Source organism: Arcicella rosea (assembly GCF_040543805.1).
GTDB lineage: Bacteria > Bacteroidota > Bacteroidia > Cytophagales > Spirosomataceae > Arcicella > Arcicella rosea.
On record NZ_JBEUMS010000017.1, the window covers coordinates 66332 to 84532 of the forward strand.

Annotated in this window: 9 protein-coding genes and 1 riboswitch; of the genes, 5 read left to right on the forward strand and 4 right to left on the reverse strand. The window is 36.7% G+C overall.

Features of this window, described 5'->3' with window-relative positions; genetic code table 11:
- Positions 1-65: 65 nt before the first annotated feature.
- Positions 66-2828 carry a PQQ-dependent sugar dehydrogenase gene (locus ABID42_RS19765; protein ID WP_367285124.1) on the forward strand — a complete coding sequence of 921 codons (2763 nt, stop codon included), beginning with the start codon at positions 66-68 and terminating at the stop codon, positions 2826-2828.
- Positions 2829-2914: 86 nt separating this feature from the next.
- Here ABID42_RS19765 and ABID42_RS19770 read toward each other — a convergent pair whose 3' ends face one another.
- From ABID42_RS19770 to ABID42_RS19780, 3 genes are all read right to left on the reverse strand, one after another.
- The gene (locus ABID42_RS19770; RefSeq protein ID WP_367285125.1) at positions 2915-4033 is read right to left on the reverse strand and encodes an efflux RND transporter periplasmic adaptor subunit; all 1119 of its coding nucleotides are present in this window, start codon (positions 4031-4033) and stop codon (positions 2915-2917) included.
- Between the two features lie 110 nt (positions 4034-4143).
- Positions 4144-7416: an efflux RND transporter permease subunit gene (locus ABID42_RS19775; RefSeq protein WP_367285126.1), complete on the reverse strand. Its 3273-nt coding sequence runs from the start codon at positions 7414-7416 to the stop codon at positions 4144-4146.
- A 2-nt stretch (positions 7417-7418) separates the two neighbouring features.
- Positions 7419-8822 (reverse strand): TolC family protein, encoded by a 1404-nt coding sequence (locus tag ABID42_RS19780; RefSeq protein ID WP_367285127.1) that lies wholly within the window; start codon positions 8820-8822, stop codon positions 7419-7421.
- Between the two features lie 334 nt (positions 8823-9156).
- On the opposite strand from ABID42_RS19780, the gene ABID42_RS19785 reads away from it, so the two are divergent.
- The 4 genes from ABID42_RS19785 (at position 9157) to ABID42_RS19800 (ending at position 15285) form a co-directional block, all read left to right on the forward strand.
- Positions 9157-10992 (forward strand): alkaline phosphatase, encoded by a 1836-nt coding sequence (locus ABID42_RS19785; RefSeq protein WP_367285128.1) that lies wholly within the window; start codon positions 9157-9159, stop codon positions 10990-10992.
- Positions 10993-11062: 70 nt separating this feature from the next.
- A complete protein-coding gene (locus ABID42_RS19790; protein ID WP_367285129.1) occupies positions 11063-14431 on the forward strand; it encodes a DEAD/DEAH box helicase in 3369 nt (1122 codons plus the stop codon).
- A gap of 147 nt (positions 14432-14578) precedes the next feature.
- A complete protein-coding gene (locus tag ABID42_RS19795; protein ID WP_323689462.1) occupies positions 14579-14875 on the forward strand; it encodes a type II toxin-antitoxin system HigB family toxin in 297 nt (98 codons plus the stop codon).
- 11 nt (positions 14876-14886) lie between these two features.
- Positions 14887-15285, forward strand: a complete 399-nt coding sequence (locus ABID42_RS19800) for a helix-turn-helix domain-containing protein (RefSeq protein ID WP_367285130.1) — start codon at positions 14887-14889, stop codon at positions 15283-15285.
- Between the two features lie 39 nt (positions 15286-15324).
- Here ABID42_RS19800 and metE read toward each other — a convergent pair whose 3' ends face one another.
- Positions 15325-17655, reverse strand: a complete 2331-nt coding sequence (metE, locus tag ABID42_RS19805; RefSeq protein ID WP_367285131.1) for a 5-methyltetrahydropteroyltriglutamate--homocysteine S-methyltransferase — start codon at positions 17653-17655, stop codon at positions 15325-15327.
- Between the two features lie 202 nt (positions 17656-17857).
- Positions 17858-18075, reverse strand: a riboswitch (cobalamin riboswitch).
- Positions 18076-18201 lie beyond the last annotated feature (126 nt).

Consider the following 18201-nt stretch of genomic DNA (forward strand, 5'->3'; position numbering starts at 1 on the left):
CTTTATGTCTTTATCTGTAGAGGGGCTAAATCTTTGTATTCTATTATTTAATTAATATACACTCAATGTCTATTACTTTCGCTAAATACAGTTTATATCTAGGAGCGTTTCTAGGTTTAAGCTCTCTTACCCATGATGCCACCACCACCCAAGTAAAAGCCGAAAAGGCTCAGGTGTGGGCTGATACTCTAAACCGACCAGAAGAAAATCGCTTTAAGAAAAGCGTACTTTCTAATGACCTCAACGAACCGATGGAATTGGCAGTTGCGCCAGACGGTCGTGTTTTCTTTGTAGAAAGAGCGGGCAAATTTTATGTGTATGACCCCGTACAGAAAAAAACAAGATTACTCTATGATTTCCCTGTAAAGGCGGTTGATAAATATTTGAATGGTTTATTAGGGATGACGATTGACCCTAATTTTGCCAAAAATCATTATCTCTACTTCTTTTATACCATTGAAGATAAAGGACAAACCAAACAGAGAATCGGGAGATTTAAAGTAAATGATGATAGCACACTTGATATTGAAAGCGAAAAATCTATCATTGAATTTCCACTTGATTTAGAAGTAAGTGCCCATACAGGTGGTTCTATGGCTTGGGATGCTCATGGCAATTTGTTTATTTCAACAGGTGATAATACAGTGCCTTTTGAATCAAATGGACATGCGCCTATCGACGAAAGAGAAAAAAGACCAATTTTTGATGCGCAACGTTCGGCAGGAAACCCGAATGATTTACGTGGAAAAATTCTTCGTATTCATGTAGAATCAGATGGTTCTTATACTATTCCAGAAGGCAATTTATTCCCGAAAGGAATGGCGGGTACTCGTCCTGAAATTTATGTAATGGGTTGTCGTAATCCATACCGTATTTCGGTTGACCCAGCTACTTCAATTTTATATTGGGGCGAAATTGGTCCTGATGCAGGAACAGATGGCGTACAAGGTCCACGTGGTTATGACGAATTTAACCAAGCGAAAAAAGCCGGAAATTATGGCTGGCCATATTTTGTAGGCGATAATAAAGCTTACAATCAATATGATTTTGCGACCAAAAAAGTAGGCGTTCCTTTCGAAGCAAATGCTCCAGTAAATAATTCTCCTTATAATACAGGGATGAAAAATTTGCCTCCAGCACAAAAAGCAATGATTTGGTATCCATATAACAAATCGACAGAATTCCCTGAATTAGGAGTTGGCGGTAGATGTGCGATGGGCGGTCCAGTTTATCATTTTGATGCTTCTTTGGCAAACCCAAGTAAATTGCCTGCTTATTATGATAAAGCTTTATTTGTGTACGACTGGATGCGTAACTGGATTTATGCAGTACGTTTAGACGAACAACAAAATTACCAATCAATGGAAGCATTTATGCCAACTACAGGTGATTTCCGTCGTCCAGTAGATATGGAAATTGGGCCAGATGGTAGCGTTTATTTATTAGAATATGGTTCAGTTTATGGTATTGATAACGAAGATGCTCGTTTAGTAAAAATCGACTTCAATAGTGGTAACCGTGCGCCAGTAGCGAAAGCGATTGCGGCAGATACTATAGGACTTGCTCCTTTTAAAGTAGCTTTCACAGGAGATAAAAGCCATGATTTTGATAAAGGCGATAAGTTAAGTTACCAATGGAAATTTGAAGGGAAAGTGATTTCTAACGAAGTAAATCCAACTTATACTTTCAGTAAAAATGGTATTTATAAAGTTTCACTTACTGTAAAAGACCAATTAGGAGCAAGTAACACAAGTACTATCAATATTAAAGTTGGTAATACTGTACCAGAAGTAGCCATCGCTACGACAGACAACAGTACTTTCTTCATTCCAACACAAACGCCTTTTAAATATTCGGTTAGTGTGAAGGATAAGGAAGACCAATTGATTGATTCAAAACGTGTAAAAGTGGTATTGAATTATATTCCTAAAGTAAGCAAAGAACCATTGATGGGACACCAACAATTGACTTCTACTTTTAGTTTAGGGAAATCTTTAATTGCTGGTTCAGACTGTAAGGCTTGTCACCAAGTAAATGCAAAATCTGTGGGTCCATCATTTACAGAAGTTTCTAAAAGATACAAAGACGATAAAACTGCGATTGCTAAATTGGCGAACAAAATCATCATCGGTGGTGGTGGTGTTTGGGACGACCGTGAAATGAGTGCTCACCCACAACTTTCTCGTGAAGAAACAACCGAAATGGTGAAGTATATTCTATCCTTAGGGAATGAACCAATTGAAAACAGAATTCCTCAAAAAGGTTCGGTAACACTAAAAGAACACGTTGGAAAAGAACAAGAAGGACGCTACGTTTTAACGGCTTCATATACAGATAAAGGTTCTTTGGTTGCGCCACAAGGCAAAACAAAAGCTGTATTAGCTTTGAATAAAACAGATGTGTTGGTGTTACGTCCAACAAAAATTTATGGTAGCGAAGCAGATGAGTTGAGCAATGTTAGCAAACAAGAAAAGCGATTAGGAAGTATCCATAATGGTTCATATTTTGTGTTGAAAAATATTGACTTAAAAAATATTGAACAATTGACTTATCGTTATTCTTCAAGAGATAAAGGAGCAACGATTGAGGTACATGCAGATTCGCCAACTGGTGCTTTGATAAGTACTTTAAACTATGAGCCAACAGGTAACTGGAATACTTATACAGAAAAAAGTGCTGGACTTCAAGCAACGACAGGCAAGCATGATTTGTACTTTGTATTTGTAAAAACATCAACGCCAAATAGAGATTTATTCAGTTTAGAATGGATAGATTTTGTACCGACAGCTGCACAAAAACAAGCTACAAAAGCGACGGTTGGAAAGTAAGTATTATAATATTTTGGTAGAAAACAAAAAGCATCCATTCATCATTGAATGGATGCTTTTTTGTTGGAAAATAGTCCGTATAATACTTAATCCTTCTTGATTTTTACTTCAACACCTTCTCTAATTTCTTCTGTTGCTACTTTTACTAATTGGTCGCCTTCTGATAAATCACCATAAATTTCTACTTTTCCTTCGGCTTCTCTACCTTTTCTTACTTCTATCCATTCAGCTTTTCCATTGACGATTTTTACGACAAATACTTTTTCTGGGGCATTCGCAACGGCAGCTTTGGGTACAACAAAAGTTTTTTCTGTAGCTGGGAAAGAAATTTTTACTTCGGCAACCATGCCCGGCAATAGTTTCTTTTGACTATTATCAATGTCCATTTCAATGCGCTCTGAACGAAATTTCGTGTCTAAAGCACCCGCCAAACGATTGATTTTTGCTTTAAATACTTCGCTTGGGAAAGCTTTTACCGTAAAAGTAATTTCATTTTTATCGCCTAAATAAGAAGTATAAGCTTCTGGAATCAAGACGATTAAACGTAATTTTTTCTGGTCTTGTAAAGTAAACATCGGAAATTCAGAGCCTTTTCCTGAAGGACCAACATAAGCCCCAACACTGATATTACGAGCCGTAATAAAACCACTAAATGGCGCACGGATTGCCAAGTAATTCTTATTATCTGCAATTTCTTTATAGCTTGATTTGGCGGCATCCAATTGTGCGAAATCAGCATTTTTACGTGCCAAAGCTTGGTCTAATTCATTGGGAGAAATCGTTCCTGCGGTTTTACTGGTTTGTAAAAGTCTGTCGTACAAAGCTTTACTTGCCGCATATATGGCTTCTTGTGATTGTAATCTTGAAGCCGCCGCCGATAGTTGTGAAGAAAGTTCTGGTGCTTCCATCGTTACCAATAACTGTCCTTCTTTTACTTCTGTCCCCACATCAACGTTCATTTTTTGCACAAAGCTGTTTACTTTGGCGTATAAATCCACGCTATGTTTGGCGATTAATTCTCCAGGAATTTGAATCGTGGTTGACATCATGCCTTTTTCCAAAGCAAAAACTTCAACGCTGTGTACTGTTGGTGCGGTTGATTTTTCTTCTTTTTTCGCTTCCGAATGCCCGCAACTATTGAATAATATCGTGGCAGAAAATAAGCCAGCGACAGTTAAAATTGATTTTATAGCTTTTGATTTCATGGTTGTATTTTTTAGCTTTTAGCTAATAGCTGTGAGCATTGAGCTGTTAGCTAAAAGTTTATTTTTTTGTTGACAAATTTTAATCACTCAATCACAATTCACTAACTTACTTATTCCCCCATTCCACTCTCGTAAATCGTAGGAATATAATGTTTACTTTCCTTGTCTTCTGGGTCAAGGGAAACAGATTCTGTTGATGTTTTTTCTTGAAACCAAGCAAATACCAAAGGAAGTATAATTAAAGCCGCAAAAGTTGAGGCAATCAATCCGCCAATCACGGCACGAGCCAGTGGAGATGTTTGGTCGCCACCTTCTCCTAAACCAGAAGCCATCGGAATCATCCCGACAACCATCGCCACACTCGTCATTAAAATTGGACGAATCCGCAAGGCTGCCGCTTCTTTGGCTGCTTCCAAAGCATTGCCTGTTATTTTTCGAAGTTGCTCCGCATTGGTAATTAATAAAACGGCATTGGCAATAGATACGCCGACCGACATAATAATGCCCATGTACGACTGTAAATTCAGCGTAGAATTCGTCAATCTCAACATCAACAAAGCCCCTAAAACCACCGCTGGAATGGTCGTGAGAATAACGATAGATACTTTAAATGATTGGAAATTAGCTGCTAACATCAAGAAAATCACCACAATGGCAACTAATAAACCAGCTTGTAAACTATCTAAAGTTTCTGTCAGTACTTTACTTAAACCGATTGGCTCAATGGTTAAACCTCTTGGTAACTCTCCGAGCGAAGCAATGGCTTTACTTACATCTGCTGTTGCCGTTCCCAAATCTTGTTTGTATAAATTGGCAGTTACCGAAAGCGTTGGCAAAGCGCCTAAGTTATCGTTTTCACCATAAATGGTATCGTTTTGAATCGTCGCAACATCGCTCAGAACGGGTCTTATTGAATTTCGTTGCAAAGAAATTTCACCAATATCACCAACACTAGTCATTTTGTTTTCAGGAATTTGTACTTGTACACTATAAGTCAAACCTGATTTTTCATCGACCCAAACACTTTTATCGGTATAACGAGACGAAGATGTAGAGGCAGTAAGTGTACGTGAAATTTCACTCATATCTACACCTAATTGCGAAGCTCGTACTCGGTCGATATTAATATTAATGGCTGGATATTTGATGGGCTGACCCAATTGCACATCTCGCAAATAGCTGATTTCACTTAATTTAGCAATCAGTTTTTTGGCATATTCTTCGTTATTTTTCTTACTTCTTCCTGCTAAACGTACTTCGATTGGCGTTGGCGAACCTTGGCTTAGGATTTTATCAGTCAATTCAATCGGTTCAAAAGAAAGTTTCAAGTCTGGAATGGTCGCTTTGATTCTTTTTCTGAAATCGTCTTTTAGTTCTTCCAAATCCACTTCAAAATGTTCATTTAATTGAACTTGTAAAACGGCTTCTTGCGGACCACTCATAAACAAGTAAATCGGACTGGTAGAGAAAAGCCCGGGATGTTGCCCGACGAAAGCAGAAGTAATTTCAACGTTTTCTTTTCCAACCATTTTTTCAAGAATGGCGATAGATTGAATCAATTTTTGTTCGGTTCGTTCAATTCTTGTTCCTTCTTTGGCACGCAAACGAACTTGAAATTGTCCGCCATTGGTTTTCGGTAAAACGTCTCTTCCAATAGTACTTAGCAACAAAAAGGCTAAACCAGAAATAACTACTAAATATGCTACAACCAATGCTTTACGATAAGGGAAAATCTTTTCAAGCATTGCCAAAAACGAATTTTTGAAACGATCGAAAATACTTATTTTTTTAGGAGGATGTTCTACAAAATCCTTTTTCTGTGTAATCTGATTGAATTCTGAAGCAACACTTATTTTAGAAGCAATGAAATCTTCATTATCTGGCAAATTAGTACTGTGTGGGCGTTCGTGTACTTTCATCAACCAGTTTGCCATAATTGGCACAAAGGTTTGCGACAAAAGGAATGAAACCAACATCGAGAAACCAATGGCTAAAGCCAAAGGTAAAAACAAGGCTCCCGGAATGCCCGTCATCGTAAAGGCTGGTGCAAAAACTGCCAAAATACAGAAGAGAATCAAGAGTTTCGGAAAGGCGATTTCTTTACAAGCATCCCAAACGGCTAAGGCTTTGGGTTTGCCCAAATCTAAATGTTGGTGAATATTTTCAATCGTCACGGTGGATTCATCGACCAAAATACCAATTGCTAAAGAAAGTCCACTCAGCGTCATGATATTAATCGTTTGTCCGCACAATTGTAAAAAGAGTACGCCCGCAATGATAGAAGTCGGAATCGTCAGGATTACAATCAAAGCACCTCTGGCATCGCCCAAAAAGAGTAAAACCATTAAACCTGTTAAAATCGCTCCGATTGCTCCTTCGGAAAGTAAACTTTTTACGGCATTGATTACGTAAACAGATTGGTCAAATTCATAAGAAAGTGTAACATCTTCTGGTAATTGACTTTGCAGTTTTGGCAAAGCTTTTTTAAGATTCTGAACTACTTCCCAAGTAGAAGCATTGGCAGATTTGGTAATTGCCAAGTAAACAGAACGTTTGCCGTTGATTAAAGCATAACTTCCTGTAATATCGGCGGCATCTTCTACTACGGCAACATCTCTCAGAAAAAGGTTTTGTACACCACCTTTAAAGAGCGGAATTTGTTCAAAATCTTTGACGGTTTTAATCGTCGTGTTGGATGGCGTGATATAATTATAATCGCCAACACGCACGTTTCCAGAAGGAGAAGTTTGGTTATTGAGACGAATGGCTTCTACAATTTGATCGACCGTCATATTATGCGAACGCATCAATTCTGGGTCGGCTTTAATCACAACCGTTCGCACGTTTCCACCAAATGGAGCAGGGGAAATCAAACCCGGAATCGAACTAAAAGACGAACGAATATAAGTATTGGCAAGGTCGGATAATTCATTATTTGAACGAATTGGACTACTCAAAACCAATTGTCCAACTGGTAAAGTAGAAGCATCAAAACGTAAAATAAATGGCGGTTGTGAGCCGGGCGGGAAAATAGCTTGAGCACGATTACTAAAAGCGGATACTTCTGCCGCCGCCTGAGCCATGTTTGTACCTTGATAAAAAGTAAGTTTCATCAAGGTTAAACCTTGTATATTTTTGGTTTCTATGCTTTTAACACCCGAAACATAGAGTAAAAGGTTAACGTACTGACGCCCAAAAAAAGACTCCATTTGTGTAGGCGTATAACCACCAAATGGATGTGAAATATAAATCACGGGCATATTCATATCAGGGAAAATATCAATTTTGATATTCCTGATAGCATTGATACCAAAGAACAACAAACCAGCCACCAATACAAGTATCGTGATAGGTTTGCGTAAAGCTGTTTTGATTAAATTCATTATTATCTAGCTTGTTTGATGAGTAAATCGATGTCTCCGTTGCTGGCTGCTTTTAATACTAAAGCTTGCCAAACGTTGGCATAGGCAACGCTGATATTGGTTTCGGCTCTGTTCAGCACGAACAAAGCTTGGGTAAGGTCGATGATGTTCGAAAGTCCGTTTTTATACAATACCGCTTTTTGTTCGTAAACATTTCGGGCGGCATCTAATTGAATCGGTGATTCTTTGTAGGTCAACAAAGCATTTTCAATGCGTTGATCTGCTAAAATCATTTGGCTTTTTAGTTGATTTTCCATCAAATCGTATTCACTTTTTAAGCCTTCGCTGATAAACTGCTGTGCCTTAATTTGATGATTGATTTTGGTGGGCGACATAAAATTCCAGAACATCCCCGCCCCAAGAATAAAATTACTTCTGGATGGAGCAATGCCTGAAAAGTAGTTTTTATCAACATGATTATTGGTAGGAGAGTAGTCATAGTCAAAACCAGAAGCTTTCGACTGAAATGAACCGAACACACTAATTACGGGTAGTTTATTTCTGCTCAGGAGTTTCTGCGTATTTTCTGCAATACTAATGCGTGATTTTACCAATTGAAGAGTCGGATTATTTTCTATCGCTAAAGTAGAACCCAATTGCTCAGGAATTTTACTGAAATATAAAGTATCTAATTGAAAGTGTTTCGTTGGAGTATTCAACAAAATTGCCAATTGGTTGGTCGCTTGTAGTTCAATGTTTTGTGCTTCGATTTCGCCGAGTCTGGCGTTAGAAACCTCTGCATTAGTAATCGAAGAATCCACACCTGCATTCAAACCATTCGCTGTTCTTGCTTTAATTACATCACGCAAGGCCGATACTCTTTTGTAATTCTGTTTACTAATTTCTACGAATTTTTGTGCTGTTAAAAGACTGAAATATGCTGCCGTGATTTTAATGGCATGAGCAAACTTTTCTTGTTGTAAATCCAAAGAATCTCTTGATACTTGCGAACGGGCAATGTCCACACTCGCTTTTAAACGACCAAAAGTATATATATCCCAATTGACGTTCGAAGCGTACAAAGCCCCAAAAGCTGTATTCCAATTTTGGCTTTCCGAACTTGGGCCAGCCGCTGCCATCCCAACGCCCCTGTAGGGATATAAAGACCCAAATTGCCCGTTGGCTGTTCCATAATTGTTTTGTATCGCCGCTGTTACGTCTGGCAAAAACTGTTTCTGAGCATTTATCACCAATGCTTCCGAAGCCTTTAGGTAATTCTTTTTGGCTTTGATAGAATTGTAATTTTCTAAGCCAAGCTGAATGGCATCCGATAATTTCAAGAAAGGCTCTTGTGCCAGAGAAGAACCAGACGCCAATATGCAGGATAAAAACACTAAAATGCGTCGGTATTTTTGGAACATCATCATATTAAATTTGCTATTGAATTGAAGCGCACACTTATTAGTCTATTGAGTTGACCAAATATATTCAAACATTTTGATTTGCTTTATAGGCTATTGTACCATTTTGATATATTTATGCTTACTCGGAATGATAAATCACTCAGGTAATTTGCTCAATTGAATTATTAGTAGAAAAAATAAAAAAATATAAATAAACCAAGATTTTTACTTTTTGAAACTTTCGGAAAGACTTAAGCCTTTTTACAAAACTTGGCTCATTGATTAATTTTCTGGTAATAATTCCCTAACATGGCAAGGATACTTTTGCATTTTTAAAACCCTTTCTTTTGTCAACAACATGAAAAAACATTTTTTCCTTTTTCTTGCGCTTCTTTTAGGAACAAAAGCTTTGGCTCAGCCAGCGGCTTATTCCATGAAAAATACTCATGCCCACAATGATTACTTACACGATTTACCTTTTTATGAAGCCTACTCTTTACATTTTGGCATGATTGAAGCAGACCTTTTTAAACAAGGCGAAGAATTGGTCGTTGCTCATGAAAAGGAATCTATTCGTTTGAATCGCACTTTTAAAACTTTATACCTTGAACCATTACTCAAACAAATTGCAATGAACGATGGGAAAATATATAAAGATGGGCAACGCCTACAATTATTGATTGATATTAAAGAAGATGGCGAACAAGCTTTGAAGCTTTTAGAAAAGCAATTAAAGCCTTATCGTAATTATTTTGATGTAAAAAATAATCCAAATGCTGTTCAAATCGTCATCAGTGGCGATATACCAAAAAGTACTGATTTTGATAAATTTGATGATATTTTTTACTTCGATGGTCGCCGAAACCAAAATTATTCTCCCAAAAATTTTGAGCGAGTTGCATTAATAAGCACGAGCATTACAGATTTTACTCGTTGGAATGGCAAAGGACTCATCACCGCACCACAATACTTGAAAGTAAAAAACTTTGTTGATTCCGTCCATCGCATCGGAAAGCCAGTTCGTTTTTGGGCAGTTCCTAATTCGCTAACAGCCTATAAAGCTTTGATGAAATTGGGCGTAGATTATATCGGAACAGATAATTTATCTGAATTGGCAAATTATATCAAAAACCTTGAGGCTTTTTCTGCCAAACCAATTGCTCAACACATTCCTTACTTGCCAACGTATCAAGCTGATGGTATTCAAAAGAAATCAAAAAATATCATTTTCTTGATTGGCGACGGCATGGGCTTGGCTCAAATTTATAGTGGAATTACAGCCAATGGGGGTAAACTAAACTGGACAAATTTTAAACATATTGGTTTTTCAAAAACCAATTCTGCGGATAGTTTTTGTACAGATTCAGCGGCGGGAGCGACGGCTTTTTCTACAGGCGAAAAAACGAACAATCGCTACATCGGTATGAATACGAAACAGCAACCTTTGGAAAATATTTCAGAAATACTAGATAAAAAGAAAATCAAAGTGGGCTTAGTGGTTTCGGAGGAAATTACGGGAGCAACGCCCGCTTCTTTTTATGCACATCAGCCAGAAAGAGATTGGTCGCAATTGATTGCAGATGATTTGGCGACAAGTCCGATTTCATTAATCATTGGCGCAGGAAAAGAAGCTTTCAGACCAGAAACTTTAGCTAATCTTAGTAAAAAGGGAAAAATTCTTGCTAGCATTGATGAACTTAAACAAGCCCAAACACAAGAAAAAACCTTTGTGTTTGTCGATAAAAACGAAGTTCGTCCGAAACACGAAGGAAGAGGAGAGTATCTTTCTGAAGCTTTTGAGGCTGCCGTAAAACAATTGGAAAGTACTTCGCCAAATGGTTTTTTCTTGATGTTAGAAGGTTCAAAAATTGATTGGGGCGGACATGCCAACCAGTTGAATTATGTAGCGAACGAAATGTTGGATTTCGATAAAGTAATCGGAAAAGCCTTAGAATATGCCGATAAAAATGGCGAAACAACGATTATCATCACCGCAGACCACGAAACGGGCGGTTTGTCTTTATTAGAAGGCGATTTCAAAACAGGAAAATTAGAAGGTAATTTCAGTACCAACGACCATTCTGGAATTGCTGTTCCTGTGGTTGCTTATGGTCCAAATGCACAACTTTTCACGGGATTTTATGAAAATAATACTATTTTTGAGAAGTTGCTTAAATGCCTGCGGATAAAGTGATGAGCTTTGAGCCGTGAGCTATAAGTTTTTTTAATGCTCATAACTCACGGCTCAAAGCTCAAAGCCAAATATGCTCCCTCGTCAACTAACATATACTTTTGAAAACCTCAATATTTCAACGCTTACTTATTTAACCATTTTAAAGCACAGTTCATCGCTCGTTTCAACGGACGAAAAAGGCTTTTTTGACCTTCAACCTGAAAAAATTGAGCTGAATTATACAGAAATTCCTGTCTATTTAACTCGCATGGATTTTGTCACCGTTACGGTCAGACAAGAAAAAGATTCCATCAAACTCGCTTGTAATTGCAATGCGCCCATCAAAAATCTCTGTGAACATCAAGTACAAGTATTGCTGAATCTGACTGAAAGACAGACGCTTAGAGTGTTTTTTGATGATGCTCTTCGCCATAATAAAATGGTAACTTTTGCCAAAGATTATGGTTTAGAAAACGAAAAGAATTTAGACGAATACTTTTGGTTAGAATACAATCCTTTTAAGTTGTCGATTAAGCCAAAATTAAAGGAATTAATCGCTGTAAATCAGGTAAGTAATACGTTACTCAGTAATTCTTTATTACCACAATCAACACTTCCGAATATTCCTTTTGCCCTTTTGGGAGAAAACCAAAAAATGGTGATTGTTTTGGGAAAACATCGCTATTATGACCACTTGATTGTTGAATTGTATGAAGCACAATCGACTAAAGATGGAAAGATAAAAAATCCACTTAAAACCATTAATCCATTAGATTTTATCTGGAAAACTGCTGAAATAGAGGAAGTTAAATTTTATACAAGTATTCTGAAATTTCAACAGCCCAATCATGAAAAATCATCTAAAACACTTTTTGAAGGCTTAAAAGCTTTGGCGAGAAATCCGCTGAATCTTGAAGTATTTTATCATGACCCTAAAATTTCGGATAAAGTAAATGCCAATTCCGTTGTTCCGATTCGCTTGAAATTGTTGAAAATAGACATGAAAATGCAGATTGATTATAAAGACATTTTTCATGAAGTTTCGGCAGAATTACTGATTAATGATAGAGTATATGACTTAAAAGCGCTGTCGATAAAATTTGATTATTTTATTCAAATTACGGATACTTTATATTTAATTGAAAATCCAGATTTCCTCAGAATCATTACTTTTTTCAAGCAGAATAATCATAAAATTTTGGTTCATCGTTCAAAATTTGAGGAGTTCCAAAAGAATATTTTATACAAACTCGAAAATAGGATTCGAGTACATTATTCTTATATCCGACCAGCTACGCCCGCTCAAATTGAAGAAAATACATTTGATGTAAATCAGCAAAAAATCATTTATCTGTCTGATTCAGAGGATTATATTTTGATTACGCCCGTTATCAAATACGGAAAAGTAGAAGTGCCAGTACTTTCTCAAAAGCAGATTTATGCCTCAGATTTTAACGGAAATGTTTTCTTGTTAGAACGAGATAATAATGCAGAAATCCAGTTTACGGCTGATTTAATAAAACAACATCCTGATTTTGAAGACCAGCTCGACCATAATTATTTCTTTTTACATCGGAGGCATTTTCTGGATGAAGATTGGTTTTTAGAGGCTTTTGAAGAATGGCAAAACCAAGGAATTACCATTTTAGGCTTTAACGAACTGAAAGAAAATAAGCGAAATTACAACAAAGCACGAGTTACTGTTAACGTAACGAGTGGCATTCGTTGGTTTGAAACCGAATTATCGGTTCGTTATGGCAAGCAACAAGTACCTTTAAAACAATTGCAAAAATCGCTCAGAAACAGAAGTAAATATGTGCAATTGGGCGATGGAACTTTAGGCATTTTGCCAGCGCAATGGATACAGCAATTCACAGAATATTTTGAAGCAGGAGAGATTGTTGAGCATAAAATCAGGATTCCGAAAAGTAATTTTTCGGAGATTCGACGGATGTTTAAAGAAGAGTTTTTGGAAAATGAAGTAAAACAAGAATTGACGCTTTATACCAATAAACTGAAGGATTTTGAAAAAATTGAAAACGTAGCAATTCCAGAAGCTTTGAATGCGACGTTAAGAGATTATCAAAAACAAGGCTTGAATTGGCTCAATTTCTTGGATGAATTTGGTTTCGGCGGTTGCTTGGCAGATGATATGGGTTTGGGGAAAACCATTCAAATTATCACTTTTATTTTATCACAAAGAAGTAAAAAAGTACAAAATACAAACTTGATTGTAGTGCCTACTTCGTTGATTTTTAACTGGGAAGCCGAAGTAGCCAAATTTGCCCCTTCTATTAAAATATTGAGTGTTTATGGAAGTAATCGTGTAAAAAGTACCAAAGGATTTGAAGAATATGAAATCATTTTGACTTCTTACGGAACACTTTTATCGGACGTCACTTTCTTGAAAAAGTATCATTTCAATTATATTTTTCTGGATGAATCACAAGCGATTAAAAACCCAAGTTCTCAGCGTTATCAGGCTGCTTGTTTGTTGTCGGCTCGTAATAAAATCGTGTTGACGGGTACACCGATTGAAAACAACACTTTTGATTTATACGGTCAGCTTTCTTTTACTTGTCCGGGATTATTGGGGAGTCTTCAGCATTTTAAAGACCATTATTCTATGCCGATTGATAAGTTTAAAGACCAGAAAAAAGCAAAGCAATTACAGCAGAAAGTGAGTCCTTTTATTCTGCGGAGAACCAAAAAACAAGTCGCAAAAGAGTTGCCAGACAAAACTGAAGTAGTGATTTACTGTGAAATGGGCGAGCAACAAAGAAAAGTATATGATGCTTATGAAAAGGAATTCAGAGAGTTTTTGAATCATAAAATTGAAGGCGATATTCCCAAAGAAAGTATGCACATTTTGACGGGCTTGACAAAGCTTCGACAAATTTGTGATTCACCAGCTTTATTGAATGAAGAAGAATTTTATGGCGGAGAATCGTCTAAAATTGAGGCTTTGATGGAGGAAATTGAAATGAAATCTTCCGAACATAAAATCTTAGTTTTTTCACAATTCGTCACGATGCTGGATTTGATAAAAAAGGAACTCGTAAAGCGTGATATTTCTTTTGAATACTTAACTGGTCAAACAAAAAAACGAGAAGAAAAAGTAAATGAATTTCAGGAGAATAAACAAGTAAGAGTATTTTTAATCAGTTTAAAAGCAGGAGGGACGGGCTTGAATTTGACAGAAGCAGATTACGTGTATTTAATTGACCCGTGGTGGAATCCTGCGGTTGAAAATCAGGCAATTGACCGTTGTTATCGCATCGGACAAAAGAAAAATGTAGTGGCAGTAAGGCTGATTTGTCCGAATACGATTGAAGAAAAAATCATGCGTTTGCAGGAATCCAAAAATGATTTAGTCGGTGATTTAATCAAGACTGATACTTTGATGTTGAAGTCATTTACCAAAGATGATTTGTTGGCTTTGGTGGGCGGAAAGCCGTGAGTTTAGTTAGTGAGTTGTGAATGAGTGATTTAGTGATTATTTTATTATAATTGATATAGAATAGTTTTTCATGAAAAATGTTTTTACATTTACCTAAAATTCCCATTTAGGGAATTTTATAATACTACACTATTAATTTTTACGAAAATGAGAATATTCACAAAAGCCAGATTAAGAGATTTTTGGGAGTTATACCCAGATTCAGAAGCAGCACTCAAAACTTGGCATGAAGTTAATGAAGAGTATGATTTTAATAGCCCTAATGAGGTGATTTCCTTATTTAAAGGTGCTGATACTGTGGGGAATAATCGTATTGTATTTAATATTTGTCGAAATAAATACAGACTTATTGCAAAGTATGAATATTCAAAAAAATGGGTATTTGTGAGATTCGTTGGAACGCATAAAGAGTATGATAAAATCGACGATATAAAGAACATTTAAATAAAGAAATTATGAAATCACTAACCATCAATCTTGATGCAATTGAAATCAAACCGATTACTAATCAAGCTGACTTCGAGCGAGCTTCTGCCTTAATTGATGCTTTGATTGATGCTGATTTAATCGAAGATGAAGCAACAAGAAATAGAGCTTTAGATATTTTAGATGCAATATCGGTTTTAGCATTAGATTATGAGAAAAAGCATTTCCCAATTGAAAAACTTGATCCGATTGAATCAATTAAACAAAGAATTGAGATGCTAAATCTTTCTCAAAAAGAAGTAGCGAAGTATTTTGGAGGCGAGAATCGAGTTTCAGAAGTACTAAATAGAAAAAGACCACTTACGCTGAAAATGGTAAAAAATCTTTATCATGGTTTAGGGATTCCAGCTGAAGTACTTTTAGCCTAAAAACAAAATAAGGCGAGATGAAATCTCGCCTTATGGTTTTTAACAAACGCCCTCTTTTACTTTTTCTCTTAAAAGCGTAGTCGCTTTAATCATATTTTTCAAAGCCAATTCTGTTTCTGCCCAACGGCGAGTTTTCAAGCCACAATCTGGATTTACCCATAAATTTCTGGCTGGAATATTCACCAAAGCTTTCTCTAACAGTGCCAACATTTCTTCTGTTTCGGGTACTCGTGGCGAGTGAATGTCATATACGCCTGGTCCGATTTCATTTGGATATTTAAAGTCAACAAAAGCATCCAACAATTCCATTTGAGAGCGTGAAGTTTCAATCGTAATCACGTCGGCATCCATGTCGGCAATGTGTTTGATGATGTCATTAAATTCAGAATAACACATGTGCGTATGAATTTGCGTTTCGTCTTTCACGCCAGATGCACTTAAACGGAAGGCTTCAACTGCCCATTGCAAGTAATATTCCCAATCGGCACGGCGTAAAGGCAAACCTTCACGAATAGCAGGTTCGTCAATTTGAATCACTTTGATACCCGCTTTTTCTAAATCTAATACTTCATCACGAATCGCCATTGCAATTTGGAAAGCCGTGGTTTTGCGAGCTTGGTCGTCTCTTACAAATGACCATTGTAAAATCGTAATTGGTCCAGTAAGCATTCCTTTCATCAGTTTTTGCGTTTTCGATTGTGCAAATTCCGACCAACGAACCGTCATCGCCACAGGGCGTTCAACGTCACCATAAATAATTGGTGGTTTCACACAGCGACTACCATAACTTTGTACCCAACCATTCTGAGAAAATACATATCCAGATAATTGTTCGCCGAAATATTCTACCATGTCATTGCGCTCAAATTCGCCATGCACCAATACATCCAAGCCAATTTCTTCTTGCCAATGGATAGATTTTTCAATTTCTATCGCAATTTGGGCATCGTATTCTTCCTGTGAAATTACTCCTTTTTTAAGGTTCGCTCTCAATACACGTACATCATCGGTTTGCGGAAACGAACCAATGGTTGTAGTTGGGAAAAGTGGAAGTTTTAAGGTGTCCAACTGTAAAGCCTGACGAACACTAAACGGACTTGGGCGATGTGAATCTTGTTCCGTCAAAGCGGCTACTCTTGCTTTTACTTGTGGTTTATGAATCAGCTTTGAATCTTTTCTACTTTGAATCGCCTGCTGATTTTCAGTAAATTGTTGAGCAAATAATGAAGCAGATGCTGGTTCAGAAAGTTTTCTTAGCACATTTATTTCATTCAACTTTTGCTTGGCAAAAGCCATCCAATTTTTGATTTCTGGTGTAAGTACTTGTTCATTTTGTTCTAAATCCAAATCGCAAGGAGAGTGTAATAATGAACAGGAAGGTGCAATCATTACTCTTTCTTGTCCTAAAGTATCAATTGCTTTTTGGATGAATTTCAAGGATTTAGCATAGTCATTCTTCCAAATATTTCTACCATCGACAACACCAAGCGATAAGATTTTTTCAGTTTGGGCAAAATCTGTTTGCTCAAAAATATCATCCAATTGCGAAGGACAACGTACCAAATCAAGGTGTAAAGCATCAATGTCTAAAGTAGTGGCTACATAAATATTTTCGCCTGTACATTCAAAATAAGTAGCGACCAAAATATTTAAGTTTGGTACTGCCTTTTTGATTTTTTGATAAGCTTGTTGGAAAGCAATTTGCTCGTTTTCTGTCAAATCCAAGGTCAAACAAGGTTCATCTAATTGCATCCATTTTGCTCCACGAATCGCCAATTCTTGTAAAATGTCTATATAAATCGGCAATAATTTTTCTAATAAATCAATGCGATGAAAACCAGCTTCCTTTTCTTTTCCCAATAAAAGAAATGAAACTGGACCAATCAAAACAGGTTTTGTCACAATTCCTATTTGTTTGGCATCTTCAAAGTCAATAATAATTTTATCAGAATATCTTTTAAAGTGTTGATTTTTAGTGAATTCAGGAACGATGTAATGGTAGTTCGTATCAAACCATTTGGTCATTTCCATCGCTTTGATATCGAGTCCGTCACGTTGTACGCCCCTTGCCATTGCAAAGTAAATGTCTAATTCACGGTTGGTTTGTCCGTCCACCAAAGCATGATAACGTTCTGGAATTGCTCCGACCAACATGGCAGTGTCCAAAATATGGTCATAAAGTGAAAAATCATTCGAAGGAATCAAATCAATGCCAGCATCTTGTTGAAGCTGCCAGTTTTGTCTTTTGATTTGGCGACCAATCCAAAGTAATTCATCTTTCGTGCTTTTACCAGCCCAAAATTGCTCAGAAGCACGTTTTAATTCTCTTTTGCTACCGATACGTGGGTAACCCAAATTGTGTGTAAACATAGTAATTGTTGTTTTAAGGTTCGTCATCATCGGGTTTCGATGATTTTTTGGTGTGTTTTTGCGATACACCGAATGAAACTTGAAAACACCACACCGCCATGCGTAAAGCATAAGCACACGCTGGTTCACTGCTGAAACAGTTAATATTCGACAAGTATTTGTAAAAAATCAATGCGTGAACTAAGCCCTAATCGTGAGGGAATAGTCATTGAGAAGGTAGGCAAGTCTCCTGACTTATAACATTTTCTTCGCCCTTCTCATTCTTAGAAAAGAACAATGGACAAAACGGAAGAAAATTCGTTTCTGAACGAAACCGTTACTTACAGTAGCACGTCTGTTCGTGATTTACACACGATTCCTTTTTAATTTCTAGCAAAAAGCAATTCACTTTTTCTTAAAACCAACCTTCTGATTGACGGGTGTTTACTGTTACGAAGCAAAGGTATTAATGAACAATTGATTGTAGATATATTAACCTTAAATATTTTAAAATATAGATGTTTTAACTATTTAATATATTTATTTAGGATAATTAAATAAATATAT

Excerpts from the sequence above, each read along its gene's own strand:
- ABID42_RS19765 (WP_367285124.1), top strand. The coding sequence starts at position 66 with ATGTCTATTACTTTCGCTAAATACAGTTTATATCTAGGAGCGTTTCTA.
- ABID42_RS19770 (WP_367285125.1), bottom strand. The coding sequence starts at position 4,033 with ATGAAATCAAAAGCTATAAAATCAATTTTAACTGTCGCTGGCTTATTT.
- ABID42_RS19775 (WP_367285126.1), bottom strand. The coding sequence starts at position 7,416 with ATGAATTTAATCAAAACAGCTTTACGCAAACCTATCACGATACTTGTA.
- ABID42_RS19780 (WP_367285127.1), bottom strand. The coding sequence starts at position 8,822 with ATGATGATGTTCCAAAAATACCGACGCATTTTAGTGTTTTTATCCTGC.
- ABID42_RS19785 (WP_367285128.1), top strand. The coding sequence starts at position 9,157 with ATGAAAAAACATTTTTTCCTTTTTCTTGCGCTTCTTTTAGGAACAAAA.
- ABID42_RS19790 (WP_367285129.1), top strand. The coding sequence starts at position 11,063 with ATGCTCCCTCGTCAACTAACATATACTTTTGAAAACCTCAATATTTCA.
- ABID42_RS19795 (WP_323689462.1), top strand. The coding sequence starts at position 14,579 with ATGAGAATATTCACAAAAGCCAGATTAAGAGATTTTTGGGAGTTATAC.
- ABID42_RS19800 (WP_367285130.1), top strand. The coding sequence starts at position 14,887 with ATGAAATCACTAACCATCAATCTTGATGCAATTGAAATCAAACCGATT.
- metE (WP_367285131.1), bottom strand. The coding sequence starts at position 17,655 with ATGTTTACACACAATTTGGGTTACCCACGTATCGGTAGCAAAAGAGAA.